We start from the raw sequence: 18,524 nt of genomic DNA, 5'->3' as shown, positions 1-18,524 counted from the left end.
GCTGGGTGCTATCCATGTAGCCCGGGCGGGCGCGCGGGTGCCGCTACGCTCGCTGCTCTTTTCGTACATGAAGCAGCAGCGATGACCCACTCCCCGCTTTCCCCCCACCTCGCTTTCATTCACCAACGCCTGCCCGCCTGGCTGGCGCAGGCATCGCCGGCTCAACGGAGAGCCCTTGAGCGGCGAATTCGTCGCAGCCACACCGCCAGCCGTCGGGTAGCCGAGACACTGGCGCCACTCGAGGATATCGAGGCTTTCTGCCGCCCGTTGCTCGAACAGGCCCTGCGCGACTGGTTCCCGCAGGCCACGTTGCCTGCGGTCGACCTGGGCCGGGTACTGATGGGCCGGCACGATCAGTCATGGCTGGAGGCGGCGCTGCAGAACTTCGACAGCGATGACAAGCCGACCCTCCTCGACACCGCAGGCGCCACCCGACACTCCACCGTGGATGTCGACAGCTTCGTCAAAGGCGTGCGTAACCTCGACCTGGGCCAACGCTACCGGTACCACCTGGCCGATCGGATCGACACCGACGACTTCCGTGAGTTGCTGCGCCAGCAGGACCATGCCGCGTTCGCCGCCGCCCTGAGCCTGGCCCACCTGCGGGGCCACGTGAAAGCCCAGGGTGCCTTGATCGGCGAAACCGTGGTGGCCGGCTTGGCTGAATCGGCCCGGCGCGAACTGCATTGCAGCTTCCTGAGCCTGTTCGGCATGCCCTTGAATGGTCCGATGCTGATCCATCTCGACCCCTCCCGGAACATCGACACCTGCCTGCTCTACCTGCCTGGCCACCCCAGCAGCCCTTTGCGTGAATATGCTTCGCAGACAGTGGCAGTCGCGGCGCTCACCCAACGGCTGTGGAACGCGCAGGAACGGAAGTTCTTCGTCCGCTACGTCGACCTCGCCAACCAGCCACGTTTTGTCGCGCATCTGCGTGCCACCCTTTACCCGCGCTATCCCTATGCCCGAGTGCATACCTCCCTGCCCGTGCTGGAGAAGGGCGAAAGCGTCAGCTGGTTCAGCCGCGCCTTCCCCTCACCAAAAGGTATCTGGCAAGAAACACTCGACAAGAACGCACGACTGCACTTCACCACCACCCCATGGCGCAAGGACGCGTTCGTCGAACGTGCCCGCACCCAGGTCGAGCGCCGCCTGCAGGACGCCGCGGCGCTGGCGGTACCGACCGCGCAACGTGATGCGCTGGCACGTCTGGCGCGCATCGAAGGCTGGCTGGGTATCGGCCTGACGGTGCTCAACGTGGCGGGCTTGTTCCTGCCGGGGCTGGGCGAGGTGATGCTGGTGGTTGGCGGCGCACAGTTGGTCGATGAGTTCCTCGAGGGCGTGCACAGCGCCAATGAAGGTGATGCCGATGCTGCCATCCGCCAACTCTTCGATGTCTTCGAGAACCTGGTGCAGTTCGCGGCCTTGGGGGCTGCCGTGCACTTCAGCGAACCGGTGGGCGTTCTGCAGGGCTGGCACCAGGTCGGTGCCCCAGGCGAGGAACGCCTGTGGCATGGCGAGCTGACGCCGTTTGCCCGTGCTCGCCCGTGGCCCGAAGGGTACGCCGTCGGCGCCAAAGGGCTGTACGAATGGCAAGGGCAGCAATGGTTGCAACGCGACACACTGGCCCTGCCGCTGGAGCGGACCAGTGACGGCACCCTGCGCCTGGCTGCCAGCAAGGGGCATCGCCACCAGCCTGCCCTGCTGGGCAACGGCCAGGGCAGTTGGCTGCTCGAACAGGATCGACCGCTGACCTGGCCGCAGGACGCGTTGCTGCGCCACCTCGGCCCGCTTGGGGTCGGGCTCGACCAGGCCACGCTGGAGCGGGCGCTGGTCAGCAGCGGCTACGACACCAGCGTGCTGCGTCAGACACTGGAAAATCACCGCCCACTACCAGCGCTGCTTGTCGATAGCCTGGAAGCACTCGGTGCTCGCCCAATGAACGGCACGCCCCCCGAGCCGGCATCGGCCGCCCCTCTCGCCCGGGCGTTCCCGTCCCTCAGCCGCCCGGCCCGTATGGAAATCCTCGCCCAGGCCAATCCACGCGACCTGGCCCAACTGCAACGCACCGGCCGGCTGCCGCTGCCCATCGCCGAGACCGCGCGCCTTTATGCACGCGAAGGCCGCATCAACAAGGCGCTGGCCCGATTCCACCAGGCGTCGGGCAACGTGCCCGACCGCGACACCCTGGCGCTGGGCGCGCTGCAACGCCTGCCTGGCTGGACTGGCGAAGTACGGATAGAAGTCCGCGAGGCACGCCTGGGCGGGCCGCTGAAGGCCGCTGCCGGCAAACCTGGACATCCTGCCAAAGTGCTGGCGCGCACAAGCAGGGGGTATGTGCCCTTCGACGAGCACGGCCTCGAACTGGGCGGTAACAGCGACCTGTTCCATGCCCTCCTTCAAGCACTCCCAGACCGCGAACGCGTCGCCTTGGGCGTGCAGATAGGCGAGCCCGAGGCGCTGCGCGATAAACTGTTCGAATTCGCTGCCAGCGACCGTCGCCAGGCCGCGACCGATCTTGGCATGGTACCGGTGCGCCCGCTGTACCGGCTGCCATCCCGCCTCCCCGGTGAGCGACGGCTCGGCTACCGCCTCAGCGGCGGCGCCCGCGGCTGGGTGAGCGAAGATGAACTGTTCGATCAACTGTTCCCGGCCACGCCCACCGATGACCGGGAAATGCTGCGGTTGCGCCTGCGCTACCAGGCCGGGGACCAGCCAGGCGCGTTTGGCCGCCTGCTGACACGAATGCGCGCCGACTATCGCCAGCTCGATTTCGAACTGCAACGCTGGGTGCACGACCCCGAGGGCGTGAGCGTCGTCGGCCTGGAGCAGCGCAGCGCCCGCCGCGAGGCCTTGGCCCAGCGTATCCGCAGCGCCTGGCGCCGGGAAGGCACGGGCGACCCGTCCAGCAACATCGATCAAGTCACCCTGCTGATGGAAGTGCACCAACTGGACTCCCTGCCGGCAATCCCGGTGAAACTGCCCCATGTACGCCAACTCACCGTCAATGGCCTGACCGATCCGCACGCCACGAACCTTGGACAGCTGCTCAAGGCGTTTCCCGGCGTGCGCCACCTGGACCTGGCGCAGAACGCCCTCAATCGCCTGCCCGCCACCCTGGGAGAACTGAGCGAGCTGCAATCGCTCGATCTGTCGGAGAACAACATCGACCTGGATGAGGCCAGTAGCCTCACCTTGATCGGCCAGTTGCCCCAGCTGCGCCGGCTCAACCTCACCGATGGCATCCAGGACCTGTCGGAGGCGGCGCTGGAGAGGCTCGCGCAATTACCTGCGCTGAGCTGGTTCCAGGCAGACGCGAACGAGCTGGCGCTCGGCGCCGAGCATTTCCGGGCGCTGCAACACTGGCCGGCATTGCGCGGGATAAGCCTGGGCCGTAACGCCATCGTGCTGGATGAGCTTGGCCGATCGGCACTGGCAGGCCTGAACCGTCTGGAGGCCTTGATGCTTTACGACAACCCGCTTTCTCTCGCGCCCGATGTCAGCGGATGGACCGCGTTGCAGCAACTGGACCTGGAAAGCACGGGCATCAGCCAATGGCCCGAAGGGTTGACGACGTTGATGAACCAACAGCCGCTGGCACTGCGCCAGATCGACCTGAGCCACAACGGCCTGACCGATGCCCCCGACCTGCGCAACAGTGCCTTCGCCCGTTCGGTGCGGGACGACGTCCCGGACATCGCCTATTCGGTCAACGACAACCCGTTCGGCGACGCCGCGCGCCAACGCCTGGAGAACGCCGGCCTGCAGACCACCGCTCCCGGCCGGGGCCCCATTGAATGGTCGGATGGCTGGCCGCCGGAGCTGCAGATCCACTTGTCCGACACCATGGAAGATCCCCAATGGCATGCACTTTACGAGCTGTTCGACAGGCTGATGTACAGCGCCGAGTACCAGCGCAGCCCTGAAGCCGTGCGCCGCCGCATGCAACACGTGGTTCGCACGCTGGCCGGCAGCCAGGATGGCCTGGCGCAAGCCAGCTGGGGCCAGGCCCAGTTGCATCAGCAAATCGGCGACCTGCTCAGGGATGCCGGCCAGCAATGTGTCGACCAGGCCAGCCTGCTGTTCCAACAGGTCGAGACCGACGTGCAGGTGTGGCAGGCGGTGAACCGCGCCGCGCCCGGGCTGGCCGACGAGGCGGTCGCCGTGGACGCTGCGGGCAGCCTGTACCGCCAGCGCCTGCTGGACGCTCGGGTGGGCGAGCTGTATCAGGCCCGGGTGAACCGGCGCCGCTACCTGGCCGAGGCGACCGACGACCTGCAACGTCAGGCCGCACCGCCACGCCACACCGATGACGATATCGCCGATGCCGCGCTGACCGAGCCCGACTACCTGCTCGATGAACTGGAGATGGCCCTGCACGCGCGCATGCAGTTGCGCGAACGCCTGCACTTGCCGGCACAACCCAGTGAAATCAGGTATGCCTATCTGGCACGTCTCAGCGAGGCGACACTGCAGCGTCTGGCAGTGGGGGTCGAAAGTAGCTACAACGCCCAACGCCTGGGCCAGTGGGCAATGGCGCAGCCCTTCTGGCAAGCCTGGCTGCAACGTCTTTCGCCCCAGGCCTTCGAAACCCTGGCGCGTACCTGGGAAGGCGCATCGGAGTACTACGACGCGCTCGCCAGCGCGGGCGGCATCGACGGCGACTACACCGGCCCGCCCGTGCCCGAGGCGTTCATCGACGCGTTGCAACGCGAGGTCGACGACATCCCAGGCCTAGCCTGGCGCCTGGGTGGCATCGTGCAAAGGTTCGACCTGGGCGCTGCACGCTTTGCCCCTCACTTACCGGCCGTGCTCGACCGGGTTGGCGGTGTCCTGCTGCAGGCTCGGCGCAACGCCGAGGCGGCCTTGCAGGCAACGCTGACCGACACGCTGGTTCAGGCGCATGCCCTGCCACGGCAATCGGCAGGCTGACAACCGCGCTGCTGGCGGGGCGCCCGCTCGCCCCGCCTCAACCCGCCAGCCACTGCGAAGGCTGGCGATAACCTGCCACCCACCCGACCACCTCGCCCGCCGGCATGGGCCGCGCAATGCCGTAACCCTGGGCCAGCTCGCACCCCAGCCCCATCAGCACCCGCCCGTGCTCGACGGTTTCCACCCCTTCGGCAATCACTTCCCGGCCGAACGCACGCGCCAGGCCGATCACCGCACCGGCGAGGGCCAGGTCGTCGTGGTCATGCAGGATGTCGCGCACGAACGACTTGTCGATCTTGATGGTCTGTGCCGGCAGGCGTTTGAGGTAGCTCAGCGACGAGTAGCCGGTACCGAAGTCGTCCAGCGAGAAGCGCACGCCAAGTGCGCGGCAGGCATCCAGGCAGTGGCCGACCCGCGCCAGGTTATCGATGGCCACCGACTCGACGATCTCCAGGTCCAGTAGCGCTGGGTCCACGCCGGGATGACGCTCGAGGAGCCGCGCCAGGCGCTGGGAAAAGTCGCCACGCTGCAACTGGCGGGCGGCGATGTTGACGCTCAAGGACCACCCCCGCCCTTCCTGCCGCCATTGGCCCAGCTGGGCCAGCGCCTGCTCGATGACCCACTCGCCCAGTTCGACGATCAGGTCGGTCTGCTCCACCAACGGCAGGAACTCGCCCGGCGGCACCGGCCCTTTCGCGGGGTGCATCCAGCGCAACAACGCCTCGAACCCGATCACCTGCCCGCTGCGCATGTTCACTTTCGGTTGGTAGTGCAGGCACAGCTCGCCCTGGCGCATGGCCTGGCGCACACGCGCCACGGTCTGGTGCGTGGCCTTGAGTTCCAGCGCCTGGGACACGTCGAACAGGTGGTAGCGGTTGCGCCCTTGCTGCTTGGCCACGTACATCGCCTGGTCGGCGTGACGCACCAGGGTGTCGGCGTCCTCGTTGTCCTGGGGGAACAAGGTCACGCCGATGCTAGCGCTGAGGGTCAGGGCGTGTTCACGGACCACGTAGGGGGCCGCCAGCGACAGCAGCACCCGTTGCAACGCGGCATGCAACTGGCGGGGGCCCTCGATGTGGCGCAGGATCAGCACGAACTCGTCGCCCGATAACCGCGCCACCGCGTCGCCGCCGCGCAGGATGCCCTGCAGGCGTTGCGCCACCTCGACCAGCAACAGGTCGCCGGTGGCATGGCCATAGCCATCGTTGACCGCCTTGAAACCATCCAGGTCGAGCATGCACACCGCCAGCGGGATGCGCTCGCGGCGGGAGAACGCCAGGGCCTGGTTGAGCAGGTCGGACAGGTACGCGCGGTTGGGCAGCCCGGTCAGCACGTCATGCCCGACACGCCACTGCAAGGTGTGCAGTAACTGGCGCTTCTCGGTAACGTCGAAGCGGATCGACACGTACTTGTGCACCTTGCCGCTGTGCGGGTCGATCAGCGGCACCATGGTGCTGTCCACCCAATACAAGGAACCGTCCTTGGCCCGGTTGCAGATCTCGCCTTTCCATACCCGGCCGGCCGCCAGGGCGCTCCACATGTCGAGGAAGAACGCCGGCTCGTGCAGCCCGGAATTGAGAATACGGTGGTTGGCGCCCAGCAGTTCCCCGCGGCTGTAGCCGGAGATACTGCAGAACTGCTGGTTGACGTAGGTGATACGCCCACTCAGGTCGGTCTCGGAAAAAATCGCGGCCGCATCCACGGCCGCGCGGTAGATATCATCCATAAATAGCCCGCCCTAGCGGTTGAAGCGCTCCACCAAGGCGCGCAATCCGGCGCAGACCTGCTCAAGCTCGGCCCCGCGCGAAGCGGCGGCGTTGGCCCGCCGGGCACTCTGCTGCACCGTGCCGGCCACGCCGTTGATCTGCCGCGAGACATCCTCGGCCACCGCCGACTGCTCCTGGGAAGCGGCGGCCATCTGCTGGCTCATGTCGCTGATACGCAGCACAGCCTGGCGGATGCCTTGCAGCGCCTGCTGCGCCTGGGCCACCTGGGTGACCCCCTGTTCCGCGCCTGCGAGGCCTTGGCTGGCGATGCTCACGGCCTGCCCCGCACCATCGCGCAGGCTGTCGATGATCGCCTGGATGTGCAGGGTGGACTGACGGGTCTTGTCGGCCAGCGCGCGCACCTCGTCGGCGACCACGGCGAAACCGCGCCCCTGCTCGCCGGCCCGCGCCGCCTCGATCGCAGCATTGAGCGCCAGCAGGTTGGTCTGCTCGGCAATGGCGCGGATCATCCCGGCGGCCTCGGCGATATCACCGGTCTGACCGGCCAGGTCGTTGACCGCCTGGTTGATCTGCCCGACCGTGCCGGCCAGGTCGCGAATCGCCGCGCCGCTGGCGTCGGCGACCTGGCTGCCCTGCTCGGCGAGCAGGTGCGCGGTGTGCGCCTCCTGCGCTGTCAACTGCACGTGGCCGGCGACTTCGCCGATGGACGCGGCCATCTCGGTCATGGCGGTGGCGGTCAGGTCGGTCTCGGCACGCTGCTCGAGCAAGGCCGACTCGGTACCACGGGACAAGCGCCCAGCATCCAGGGCGGCCTCGGCCATCTGCGCGGCCAGGTCGCTGAGACGGGTAAGCGCGGTCTTCAGCCGCGCCTCTTCGCTGATCAGGATCAGCTCCAACTGCCCGGCCGCACCCGGCAGGTCGCTATAGGTCAACGCCGCCACCGGATCGCTGAAGGTGTTGCCCGCGCCTTCCGCGATGCGTCGCAGGTGACGACCGATCCGGCTTTGCGCCCAGGCCCCGACACCGGCGAACAGTGCCAGGGTCAGGCCTTGGGCCGCCAGGCCTGGCCACAGCTGGTTGACGCCGATAGCCAACACGCCGCCGAGCAAAGGCAGGGTCATGCCGCGTGCCAGCAGGGCCAGGCGGCGTGCCGGTGACAGCGCCGCCTTGCCCGCGCGCAACCGCGCATACAACGCTTCGGCCCGGGCGATCTGCTCACGGCTGGGGCGCACGCGCACCGACTCGTAGCCGACCACCCGGCCCTGCTCCAGGATCGGCGTGACGTAGGCGTTCACCCAGTAGAAATTGCCGTTGCGGCAGCGGTTCTTGACGATACCCATCCAGCTGCGACCCGCCTTGAGGTACTGCCACATCAGCTCGAACACCGCCTCGGGCATGTCCGGGTGACGCACCAGGTTGTGCGGGCTGCCGATCAGCTCTTCCTGGCTGTAACCGCTGATAGCGGCGAACTCGGCATTGCAGTAGGTAATCAGGCTGGCCGTGTCGGTCGCCGAGATGAGCCGCTGGTGCTCGGGAAAGCTTTGCTCGACCGGATTGACCGGCAGGTTCAGACGCACGATGAGACTCCCTTCATAGGCGGTCCGACGAGTGGCCTGGCGGGTCGCCAGGGGTGCCGGAACCGTTCATCCCGGATCAGTTCCAATGTTCGACAACAGGCGCACGCAAGCCGGCAGATGGCCGGATCACCTTGGACAATTGCTTGAATGGCTGACCAATCAAAGCGGCGAATTCTACGAATTCCATCACACTTTGCAAATAAAGGTGATGGATCATGGCGTTGCACTGCGCCGGCAGATATCGTTAAGTGCTTGATTCTAAATGGGAATTAAGCGATGACCAGAACAGGCCTCGGCCCTGCCCTGCGCCGCTACCGCAAGCTGGCGAGCCTCACGCAGGCGCAACTGGGCGAGCGCACCGGCTTCGACCCCAAGACCATAAGCCGCTTCGAAACCGGCACGTACACCCCCAGCATCGATGCGCTGATGAACTTCGCCGAAGCGCTGGGGGTGAAACCCAAAGTCTTTTTCGCCGAGCCGGACGACGAAGAAGAGCAACGCGCCTACCTGTTCGGCGTCATCCACAATGCCCCGCCCAAGGACCTTGGCAAACTGATCGCCGCCGTCGATCAGGCCCTGTCCAAACCCTGATATCCCCCGCGCACCACGCTAGAGCAGGTTCTCCATCGATGCACCACAACTGGTCAGACCGGTCAGGCCAAAAAACCTTGCAATGTCTGAATTTTCGGCGTTTCATGGCCCTCGCAGTGAACAAACCGGTAAGACCACAATAATTAAGTCCTGCACTCTTTCGCTCCGTGTGGCTGGGGGGCAAGGACACCGACCAGAGACTCCTCCCATGCTCAAATGGTGTTCGCGTTCGATCTTCCTCCAGGTAGTGCTCGGCCTTGCTCTCGGCATCGTCTGCGGTCTGAGCTTCCCCGACCTCTCCCTGCAACTCAAACCCCTGGGTGACGGCTTCATCAAGCTGATCAAGATGCTCATCGGCCTGATCGTGTTCTGCGTGGTAGTCAGCGGCATTTCCGGCGCCGGCGACCTGAAGAAAGTCGGGCGCATCGGCCTGAAGTCGGTCATCTACTTCGAAGTGCTGACCACCCTGGCCCTGGTGATCGGCCTGGTGTTCGCCTTCAGCAGCGGCATCGGCAGCGGCGCCAACATCCACCTGGACCAGCTGTCCAGCGCCGATGCCGGAGCCCTCGCCGAACGCGGCCAGCACATCCACGGCACGGCCACGTTCCTGATGGACCTGATCCCGACCTCGGTGGTCGGCGCCTTCGCCGACAACAACATCCTCCAAGTGCTGCTGTTCTCGGTGCTGTTCGGCAGCGCGCTGAACCTGGTCGGCGAATCGGCCTCGGGCATCTCGCGGCTGATCAACGAACTGAGCCACGTGGTGTTCCGCATCATGGGCATGATCGTGCGCCTGGCCCCCATCGGCGTGTTCGGCGCCATCGCCTTCACCACCAGCAAATATGGCCTGAGCTCGCTGCAGCACCTGGGTGGCCTGGTGGCGCTTTTCTACCTGACCTGCGCCGGCTTCGTGCTGATCGTTCTCGGTACAGTGATGCGTATTTCCGGCCTGAAGCTGCTGCCACTCATCAAGTACCTGCGTGAAGAGCTGACCATCGTGCTCGGCACCGCTTCGTCCGACGCCGTGCTGCCCCAGGTGATGCGCAAGCTCGAGCACCTGGGGATCGGCAGCTCCACGGTCGGGCTGGTGATCCCCACCGGCTACTCGTTCAACCTCGATGGCTTCTCCATCTACCTCACCCTGGCCATCGTGTTCATCGCCAACGCCACCGGCACACCGCTGGCCATGACCGACCTGCTGACCATTCTTCTGGTGTCGCTGGTGACTTCCAAGGGCGCCCACGGCATCCCAGGCTCGGCGCTGGTGATTCTCGCCGCCACCCTGACCGCCGTGCCGGCGATCCCGGTGGTGGGCCTGGTGCTGGTGCTGGCGGTGGACTGGTTCATGGGCATCGGCCGGGCACTGACCAACCTGATCGGCAACTGCGTCGCCACCGTGGCCATCGCACGCTGGGAGAAAGATATCGACCTGGAACGTGCGCACAATGTGCTGGCCAACAAACCTGGCTTCGCGCCGATCACCCGCAAGCAGGGCCAACCCCATCAACAGGAATTCTGAGCCACGCGAGGCCGGCGCCCGGCGCCGGCCCGTCAGACGCGAAGATTCAGCGTCAACCAAGGAGCGAAACGTGATCAGCTCGTCGACGGTAGTCAATTCAGTGGTGGAGAAACTCCGCCAGGCCCTGGCCCGTGGCCAGTGGCGCAGCGGCGACATGCTGCCCGGCCAGCGCGAGCTGGCCGAGCAGCTGGGCATCAGCCGCCCCAGCCTGCGCGAGGCGGTCACCGTGCTGGAAACCCTGGGCCTGGTGCGCTCGATGCCGGGCAAAGGGGTGCTGGTGCTGGACGCCGAAAGCGCCCAGGCCCAGGAACCGGAGGCCATCGCCGCCGCCAGCCTGGCCGACGTGCTCGAACTGCGCTACACCCTCGAACCCTTCATCGCCGGGCTGGTCGCACAATCGGCGGGCAGCCAGGACATCGGCCAGTTGCGCCTGACCCTGATGGACATGCGCGAGGCCCTCGACGCCAGTGACAGCGAGGCCGGCATCAATGCCTACATCGCCTTCCACGAGGCGCTGTTCGCCCTGACCACCAACCCGATCTTCCAGAGCGTGGTGCAGCAGACCGGCAACGCCCTCAAGCAGAGCGCCGAAATGCTGCGCAATTCGCCCGAGCACCTGGCCGCGCGCCTGAGCGAGAACGAAGCCGTGGTGCGGGCCATCCGCGAGCGCAACAGCGCCAAGGCCAGCCAACAGATGCGCCTGCACATTCTCGCCGAGGGCCAGCGCATGGGCATTGCCCTGAACATTCCGGACGACCAACCGGGCACCTGAATAAAGAAGGAGAGCGACCATGACCGCCTGCGCCCAAGCCGCCCCCCACCTGCCTGCCCTGCTCGGTATCGGTGAAACCCGCCTGTCGGCCGAACAGATCTACCCACGCCTGTTCGACGCCATCCTCGAACAGCGCCTGCCACCGGGCACCGCGCTGCCCGAGCAGGCCCTTGGTAATGCCTTCGGCGTCAGCCGCACGGTGATCCGCCGGGTGCTCGGCCGCCTGTCCGACCAGCAGGTGATCGTGCAGCGCCCCAGCCACACCGCGCAGCTGGCGGCGCCCGATGCGCAGCAGGCGCGCCAGGTGCTCAGTGCCCGGCGCCTGGCAGAAACCACATTGATCGGCCTGGCCACCCAGCGTGCCCGGCCGGCGCAGGTCCGCCAGTTGCGCCAGTTGGTGGAGCGTGAACGCCTCCACCACGAGCAGGGCCAGCGCTGTACGGCGATCCGCCTGGGCGGCGAGTTCCACATGAAGCTGGCGCAGATGGCCGCCAATGCACCGCTGGCGCGCTTTCTCAATGGCCTGGTGCCGATGACCTCGCTGATCATTGCCCGCTACGAATCGCCCTGTTGCGAGCACTGTGCCTGGCAAGAGCACGCGGCGATCATCGACGCGGTGGAAAGCGGCGACAGCGAAGTCGCGCTGGCCCTGATGCACGAACACCTCGACCGTCTCGAGGCCAAACTCGACCTGGAGTGACACCCTCCCCTGTAGCGATGCGAACGGGCCAGTGCAGTCAGTACACTTCTGGTCGCACAGGGATGCGCGAACACCATGAGGCCCTTTTCATCTGGAGACACCATGAACCACAGCATCGTGCCGGTGGGCACGGAACACTACGAGCGCCTCACCGAGCTCTGGGAAGCCTCGGTAAGGGCAACCCACGATTTTCTGCCTGAAGGCTATATAGAGCGCCTGCGCCCACTGGTGCGCGAGCAGTACCTGGGTTTCGTCGAGCTGCGCGCCTGGCGCGATGATGACGGACGCATCCTTGGCTTTGCCGGCGTGCATGACGGCAAGCTGGAAATGCTCTTCGTCGATCCCGCCTGCCGTGGCCAGGGTATCGGCAAGGCACTGCTGGCCAGCGTGGTCGATGGGCTGGGCGTAAGCGCGGTCGATGTCAACGAACAAAACCCCCAGGCGGTGGGGTTCTACCTGAAGCAGGGGTTCGTCCGGGCCGGACGGTCCGAGGTGGATGGGCAGGGTGATCCCTATCCGTTGCTGCACCTGAAACTGGGGGGCTGACATGCCAATCGAACCTGCAAAGAGGGCCGCTTCGCGGCCCAACCTATACTTCGGATAATTCACCCACAGCCTCTTGCCTGGGAGGCAATCCACGTGAAATCCCTCCTCGTGGCATTCCCGCTCTGCCTCCTGCTGGCGCTTGCCGGCTGCGCCGGTAAACACCCACCTGCCCCACCCCCGCCACAAAACCTCCCGGCCGCCGTCTGGCAACGCATCGACCAGGAAATCATCGAGGCTTCGGCCGCCGCCGCAGGCTCGGCCAACGACTATGCCCGGCGCTCCATGCGGGTATGGAAACAACAGGTGCAGCAACGCACCGAGAACGACTTCATCCCTTGGTTCACCGGCTACTGGACCCAGCAATGGCTCACCCTCAAGGTGGCCTGGTACAAGATGAACAGCGACAACGAACCACCGGAAAAACGCCTGGCCCTGTACCTGCAGGAGCAGTACCACGAACGGGTGATCGAACCGGTGGCCGAACAGATCAACCCCGAGATCATCCGTGACCGCGCCAGCGAGCTGTACCTGCAACTGCTCGGCCAGCAGTTGCCTGAGATCACACAGCGCTACAACGCCCCGCCCGAGCAATTCAGCCAACGCCTGAACCATATCCAGGCCATCGCCCTGGGCCCGCCGGAGGCGCGCAATGCCACGCTCTACCAACTGCTCCGGGCCAAGTCGCTGGACCAGCAGCCGGCCTGGCAATCCTTGCGCCAAGCGTTGCACCAATTGGCAGCCAAGGCGCCCGGGCAGACAGAGGCCGGGCTGTCGTCCGTGGCCACCCGAGCCAGCGAGAAACTGGGCGCCACCCTCGCCCCGCGCGGGGCCGCCAGCGCCATCGCCGCGGCCGTGGGCAAGGCGGCGGGCGCTTTGATCTCGCTGGCGGCGGCCGGTTACGGAATCATCAGCCATGACCGCGAACAACCGCAGATGGTCGAACAGTTGCGGGTGATCCTCAATGTCGCGCTGAATGAGGAATGGCAGGAGCTGATGGAAAACCGCCAGAGCGGAGCCATGGCGGGGGTGTATTACCTGTCGGGGCAGGTGGAGGACAGTGTGCTCGGGAATCGTTCGCAGGAACCGTTGCTGATTCGCCTGCCGAATTGAAGCGACGAGTTCCGGTAGGAGCGGCTTCAGCCGCGATCACCCGCACAGCGGGTGCCACACACCGCGGTGCCTGCATCGCGGCTGAAGCCGCTCCTGCAAATCCGGTCGTTGAGCTCAGGCCGTTGCCAGGGCCGAGGCCGGCAGGCCGAAAATCCGATCGAACGCCCAGTTGTAGACGAAGGTGTAGCACGGCACCAGGATGATGAACGCCATGTCCACCAGCAGCGCCTCCAGCAAGGTCATGTCCAGCCACCAGGCGATCAGCGGGATCAGGTACACCACCAGGGTCAGCTGGAAGCCGATGGCATGCGCCACCCGCCGCGCCAGGCTGCGCCCGCGCTTGGCCTGGCGGCTCTCCCACCACTCGAACAGGCTGTTGTAGATGAGGTTCCAGGCCATGGCGATGGTGGTGATCATCACCGCCAGCGGGCCGGTGTGCGAGGCCTGGGTGTCGGAGAGGTAGGCCAGCCCCAGGGTCGACATGCACAGGCCGATGAGTTCATAAAAGGTCACGTAGACCAGTTTTCGTTTGAGTCCTTGCACGGAATTACCTTGATTGCGGGTACGTCGAAAGCGGGCATGATGCTTCAACGAACTTGACAGCAAAAGTAAGCAGCCATCAGATTTGCTGACACCTTCGCCTCCAGGGTTATCCGTGAACTTTTCCAGCGACACCATTCAATTGTTCCTCGCCGTGCTGGACCGCGGCTCGTTTTCCGCGGCGGCCCGGGCCTTGGGCCGAGTACCGTCGGCGGTGAGCATGGCCATCGGCAACCTTGAGGCGGAGCTGGGCTACGCCCTGTTCGACCGCGGCCCGCGCGAAGCCCGCGCCACCGCCCAGGCCCTGGCCCTGGAACCCCACGCCCGGCTGATCGCCGAACAGCTGGGGCTACTGGAGGTCCACGCCCTGGAACTGTCCCGGGGCCTGGAAAGCAGCCTGTCCATCGCCGTGGTGCCGGACATCGACCAGCAACCGCTGCTCAATGCCATCGCCCAGTTGGGTGACCGCCATCCGCTGCTCGACATCGAACTGCTCGCCGCCCCGCAGGAAGAGGCCCTGCAACTGCTCGACAGCGGCCGGGTCAACCTGTGCCTGGCCTTCGCCGGCCTGCAGGTTGACCCGCGCCGCAGCTTCCAGTACATCGCCATGGAATCGCTGGTGGCGACCCTCTCACCGCAGCATCCGGCTTATCTGCAAGGCCGTATCCGCGACCTCGAGGACCTGGTCAACCTGCGCCAGATCCTGGTGCGCAGCCGCGACCTGCCGCTGCTCGACCCGCGCTCGCTGATCGGCACCTCGCACTGGCGCACCGACAGCTTCGACCTCGCCCTGCAGATGGTCGAGGCCGGGCTCGGCTGGGGTGACCTGCCGCTGTCGCGAGTGGCTTCGTTGATCAACGCCGGGCGCCTGGTGCGCCTGGACTTTCGCAACACCCATAACGCCCTTGAATTGCCGGTACACGCCTTCTGGCTCAAGCAACAACCGCTCGGGCAGGCGGCCAGGGCGCTGGTGGCCTTGCTGGCTTCGAAACAACGTGTCACAGGGTAATGGCGTTTCTGCCAGGCACTGCGACATTTAGTCTTTCAACATTTTGCGCAAACGGCCGATACCGTGAAGACAGGCCCCGTCACTCGTGCCACAAGCATGCGGCGCCCTCCCTTCACTGAATCAAGGTCTCGAAACATGAACCTGAAATTCCGCCACAAGATCCTGCTCAGTGCCTGCGGCGTCGTCGTCCTGGCATTTGCGTTGTTCACGCTCTACAACGACTACCTGCAGCGCAACACCATTCGCCAGAACATCGAATCTTCGGTACGCCAGGCCGGCCTGCAAACCGCCAGCAGCGTGCAGAACTGGATGAGCGGGCGCATCCTGGTGCTGGAAAACCTCGCCCAGGACATCGCCCAGCAAGGCGCCGGCAACAACGTACCCGGCCTGGTCGACCAGCCGTCGTACACCAGCAACTTCCAGTTCACCTACTTCGGCCAGAGCACCGGCCTGTTCACCCAGCGCCCCGACGCCAAGATGCCTGACGGCTACGACCCGCGTCAGCGCCCCTGGTACAGCCAGGCCGTGGCCGCCAACCAGACCATGCTGACCCCGCCCTACCAAGCCGCGGTCGGTGGCCTGGTGGTAACCATCGCCATGCCGGTCAAGGCCAAGGCCAACGGCGAGCTGCTCGGCGTGGTCGGTGGCGACCTGAGCCTGAACACCCTGGTCGACATCATCAACGCCGTGGACTTCGGCGGCATCGGCCATGCGTTCCTGGTCGACCGCAATGGCCAGGTCATCGTCAGCCCTGACAAGACCCGGGTGATGAAGAACCTGAAGGACATCTACCCAGGCAGCCCACTGCGTGTCGAGCCCGGCATCCAGGAAGTCAGCCTCGACGGCAAGGACCGCATCATCTCCTTCGCCCCGGTGGAAGGCCTGCCGTCGGCGCAGTGGTACATCGGCCTGTCGATCGACAAAGAGAAAGCCTACGCCCCCCTGAGCCAGTTCCGCACCTCGGCGATCATTGCCATGCTCATCGCCGTGGCCGTCATCGCCGGCCTGCTGGGCCTGCTGATCCCGGTGCTGATGCGCCCGCTGACCACCATGGGCCGCGCCATGCAGGACATCGCCGAAGGCGAAGGCGACCTGACCCGCCGCCTGGTCGTGGAGCAGAAGGACGAGTTCGGCGAGCTGGCCACCTCGTTCAACCGCTTCGTCGAGCGTATCCACGCCTCGATCAGCGAAGTGTCGTCGGCCACCCGCCTGGTGCATGACCTGTCGGAGAAAGTGGTGGGCGCCTCCAACGCCTCGCTGACCGGCTCCGAAGAGCAGAGCATGCGCACCAACAGCGTCGCCGCGGCAATCAACGAACTGGGTGCCGCCACCCAGGAAATCGCCCGCAACGCCGCCGACGCCTCGCAGCACGCCAGTGGCGCCAGCGAGCAGGCCAACGGTGGCCGCGAAGTGGTCGAAGAAGCCATCAGCGCCATGACCGCGCTGTCCCAGCGCATCAGCGAGTCCTGCGAGCAGATCGAGACCCTCAACGCCAGCACCGACGAGATCGGCAAGATTCTCGACGTGATCAAGGGCATCTCCCAGCAGACCAACCTGCTGGCACTCAACGCCGCCATCGAAGCTGCCCGTGCCGGTGAAGCCGGCCGTGGCTTCGCCGTGGTCGCCGACGAAGTGCGCAACCTGGCCCACCGCACCCAGGAATCGGCGGAAGAGATTCACCGCATGATCACCAGCCTGCAGGTGGGCTCGCGCGAAGCGGTGCACACCATGAACACCAGCCAGGTGTCCAGCGAGCAGACCGTGCAGGTGGCCAACCAGGCCGGCGAGCGCCTGGCCAGCGTCACCCAGCGCATCGGCGAGATCGACGGCATGAACCAGTCGGTGGCCACCGCCACCGAAGAGCAGACCGCCGTGGTCGAGAGCCTGAACCTGGACATCACCCAGATCAACGCCCTCAACCAGCAAGGCGTGGAAAACCTCAACGAGACCCTGCGCCACTGCGACGCCCTGAGCCAGCAGGCCGGGCGCCTGAAGCAACTGGTGGGCAGCTTCCGTATCTAAGTCGTGCTCTTCGCCGGCAAGCCGGCTCCTACTGTAGGAGCCGGCTTGCCGGCGAACGGCCGCTCAGGCCACCGCGATATCCCTTACCCGCCGCACCTGACCATCCCTACGACGGCGACGCTGTCATTCCTGCCCGACGAACGCCTGCACCTCGATCTCCACATCCACCCCCAGCGCCAACGCCGAGGCCACCGTGGAGCGCACCGGCAACGCCGCGCCAAAGAACGACTTATACACCTCGTTGAAACCGGCGAAATGGCTCATGTCCGACAGCCACACGGTGCACTTCACCACCTGGTCGAAGCGCGCCCCGCATGCCGCCAGGCTTTCGCCGATCCGCTCGCAGGCCGCGCGGGTCTGCTCCTGAATATCGCCCTTGACCACTTCGCCGGCCGCATTCAGCGGAATCTGCCCGGAGAGGAACAGGAAGCCCCCGGCCTTCACCGCGCGGGAAAACGGAAACGGCAGGCTGCTGGGGAAACGCTGGATGTCATTGCTCATGGAACACTCCTTTCAGGGTTGGGAACAGATGAACTTATAACGTTCGAATTCGCCGACACTGCAACGTGCCCATCAAAACTATTGAACAGGTCAGCGGTTATAACCTAATAACGAACAAGTCTATTTGGCTATAAAAAAATCTATATGCTGGCAAGCATCCGATCACGGGCAAGCTGGGCAGTCGAGTAGCGTATGGACGTAGGTTCTTTCGGTTTCACCATTGCCGGGCTGGTAGTGGGCTTCATCGTCGGCATGACCGGCGTTGGCGGCGGTTCGCTGATGACCCCGATCCTGCTGTGGTTCGGCATCAACCCAGCCACCGCCGTGGGCACCGACCTGCTCTACGCCGCCATCACCAAGGCCAGTGGCGTCTGGGTGCACGGGCGCAACAAGAACATCGACTGGAAGATCACCGGCTGGCTGAGCCTGGGCAGCGTGCCGGCCGCCGCCCTCACCCTGTGGTTCCTCAGCACCCTGCACACCGACACCTCTGCGCTGAACGCCATCATCAAGCAAGGCCTGGCGGTGGTGCTGATCCTCACCGCCCTGGCGATCCTGTTCAAATCGCGCCTGCAGGCCTTCGCCAGCAAGCATGCCGGCGATCACTACCAGCTCAGCGACCGCAGCTTGAACATCCTCACCGTGATCACCGGCGTGGTGCTCGGGGTGATGGTCACCCTGACGTCCATTGGTGCTGGCGCCCTGGGCACCGTGGCGCTGTTCCTGCTCTACCCGTTCCTGGTCACCCGCCGCCTGGTCGGCACCGAGATCGCCCACGCCGTGCCGCTGACCCTGGTCGCCGGCCTGGGCCATGCCGGCATGGGCAACATGGACTGGTCGCTGCTGGGCTACCTGCTGCTGGGGTCGTTGCCGGGCATCTACCTGGGCAGCCACCTGACCGGGCGCATCTCCGACCGCGTGCTGCGGCCGTGCCTGGCGACCATGCTGCTGCTGATCGGCTACAAGCTGGCGTTCTGA

The 18,524-nt window shown here is 65.7% G+C and carries 15 protein-coding genes and 1 pseudogene; 11 read left to right on the top strand and 5 right to left on the bottom strand.

Going from position 1 to position 18,524, the window contains the following annotated elements:
- Nucleotides 1–81 precede the first annotated feature (81 nt).
- Entirely contained in the window at nt 82–4,932 is a 4,851-nt protein-coding gene (locus IM733_RS02765) for a dermonecrotic toxin domain-containing protein (protein ID WP_248919434.1), read from the top strand.
- A gap of 37 nt (nt 4,933–4,969) precedes the next feature.
- Here the strand turns inward: IM733_RS02765 and IM733_RS02760 are convergent, their stop codons facing one another.
- From IM733_RS02760 to IM733_RS25630, 3 genes and pseudogenes are all read right to left on the bottom strand, one after another.
- On the bottom strand, nt 4,970–6,658 hold the full coding sequence (locus tag IM733_RS02760; RefSeq protein ID WP_248919433.1) for a putative bifunctional diguanylate cyclase/phosphodiesterase: 1,689 nt from the start codon (nt 6,656–6,658) through the stop codon (nt 4,970–4,972).
- 12 nt (nt 6,659–6,670) lie between these two features.
- Complete coding sequence (locus IM733_RS02755) at nt 6,671–7,780, bottom strand: methyl-accepting chemotaxis protein (RefSeq protein ID WP_432760411.1); 1,110 nt, start codon at nt 7,778–7,780, stop codon at nt 6,671–6,673.
- Between the two features lie 174 nt (nt 7,781–7,954).
- Nucleotides 7,955–8,236: pseudogene (locus IM733_RS25630) on the bottom strand (PAS domain-containing protein); the annotation flags it as partial.
- An 85-nt stretch (nt 8,237–8,321) separates the two neighbouring features.
- On the opposite strand from IM733_RS25630, the gene IM733_RS02750 reads away from it, so the two are divergent.
- The 7 genes from IM733_RS02750 to IM733_RS02720 all read left to right on the top strand — a co-directional run bounded on the left by IM733_RS02750 (nt 8,322) and on the right by IM733_RS02720 (nt 13,474).
- The gene (locus tag IM733_RS02750) at nt 8,322–8,492 is read left to right on the top strand and encodes a hypothetical protein (protein ID WP_248919431.1); all 171 of its coding nucleotides are present in this window, start codon (nt 8,322–8,324) and stop codon (nt 8,490–8,492) included.
- Between the two features lie 20 nt (nt 8,493–8,512).
- Nucleotides 8,513–8,827: a helix-turn-helix domain-containing protein gene (locus tag IM733_RS02745; RefSeq protein ID WP_248919430.1), complete on the top strand. Its 315-nt coding sequence runs from the start codon at nt 8,513–8,515 to the stop codon at nt 8,825–8,827.
- A 208-nt stretch (nt 8,828–9,035) separates the two neighbouring features.
- Complete coding sequence (locus tag IM733_RS02740) at nt 9,036–10,346, top strand: C4-dicarboxylate transporter DctA (RefSeq protein ID WP_248919429.1); 1,311 nt, start codon at nt 9,036–9,038, stop codon at nt 10,344–10,346.
- 70 nt (nt 10,347–10,416) lie between these two features.
- Complete coding sequence (locus IM733_RS02735; protein ID WP_248919428.1) at nt 10,417–11,118, top strand: FadR/GntR family transcriptional regulator; 702 nt, start codon at nt 10,417–10,419, stop codon at nt 11,116–11,118.
- 19 nt (nt 11,119–11,137) lie between these two features.
- Nucleotides 11,138–11,818 (top strand): GntR family transcriptional regulator, encoded by a 681-nt coding sequence (locus IM733_RS02730; RefSeq protein ID WP_248919427.1) that lies wholly within the window; start codon nt 11,138–11,140, stop codon nt 11,816–11,818.
- Between the two features lie 102 nt (nt 11,819–11,920).
- Nucleotides 11,921–12,364, top strand: coding sequence for a GNAT family N-acetyltransferase (locus tag IM733_RS02725; protein ID WP_248919426.1), 444 nt, complete (start codon nt 11,921–11,923; stop codon nt 12,362–12,364).
- Nucleotides 12,365–12,457: 93 nt separating this feature from the next.
- On the top strand, nt 12,458–13,474 hold the full coding sequence (locus tag IM733_RS02720; protein ID WP_432760389.1) for a hypothetical protein: 1,017 nt from the start codon (nt 12,458–12,460) through the stop codon (nt 13,472–13,474).
- A 114-nt stretch (nt 13,475–13,588) separates the two neighbouring features.
- On the opposite strand, the gene IM733_RS02715 is transcribed toward IM733_RS02720, so the two are convergent.
- Entirely contained in the window at nt 13,589–14,017 is a 429-nt protein-coding gene (locus IM733_RS02715; RefSeq protein WP_248919425.1) for a PACE efflux transporter, read from the bottom strand.
- 112 nt (nt 14,018–14,129) lie between these two features.
- Here IM733_RS02715 and IM733_RS02710 point away from each other — a divergent pair, with 112 nt between their 5' ends.
- Both IM733_RS02710 and mcpA read left to right on the top strand, forming a co-directional pair.
- A complete protein-coding gene (locus IM733_RS02710) occupies nt 14,130–15,023 on the top strand; it encodes a LysR family transcriptional regulator (protein ID WP_248919424.1) in 894 nt (297 codons plus the stop codon).
- Between the two features lie 135 nt (nt 15,024–15,158).
- On the top strand, nt 15,159–17,045 hold the full coding sequence (gene mcpA, locus IM733_RS02705) for a methyl-accepting chemotaxis protein McpA (RefSeq protein ID WP_248919423.1): 1,887 nt from the start codon (nt 15,159–15,161) through the stop codon (nt 17,043–17,045).
- Nucleotides 17,046–17,168: 123 nt separating this feature from the next.
- Here the strand turns inward: mcpA and IM733_RS02700 are convergent, their stop codons facing one another.
- Nucleotides 17,169–17,546 (bottom strand): RidA family protein, encoded by a 378-nt coding sequence (locus IM733_RS02700; protein WP_248919422.1) that lies wholly within the window; start codon nt 17,544–17,546, stop codon nt 17,169–17,171.
- A 192-nt stretch (nt 17,547–17,738) separates the two neighbouring features.
- On the opposite strand from IM733_RS02700, the gene IM733_RS02695 reads away from it, so the two are divergent.
- Nucleotides 17,739–18,524 (top strand): sulfite exporter TauE/SafE family protein, encoded by a 786-nt coding sequence (locus tag IM733_RS02695; RefSeq protein WP_248919421.1) that lies wholly within the window; start codon nt 17,739–17,741, stop codon nt 18,522–18,524.

This window comes from Pseudomonas entomophila, from assembly GCF_023277925.1.
GTDB classification, from domain to species: domain Bacteria; phylum Pseudomonadota; class Gammaproteobacteria; order Pseudomonadales; family Pseudomonadaceae; genus Aquipseudomonas; species Aquipseudomonas entomophila_D.
The sequence above is the reverse complement of the archived record's forward strand: the minus strand, read 5'-3'. Positions and strand labels throughout refer to the sequence as shown.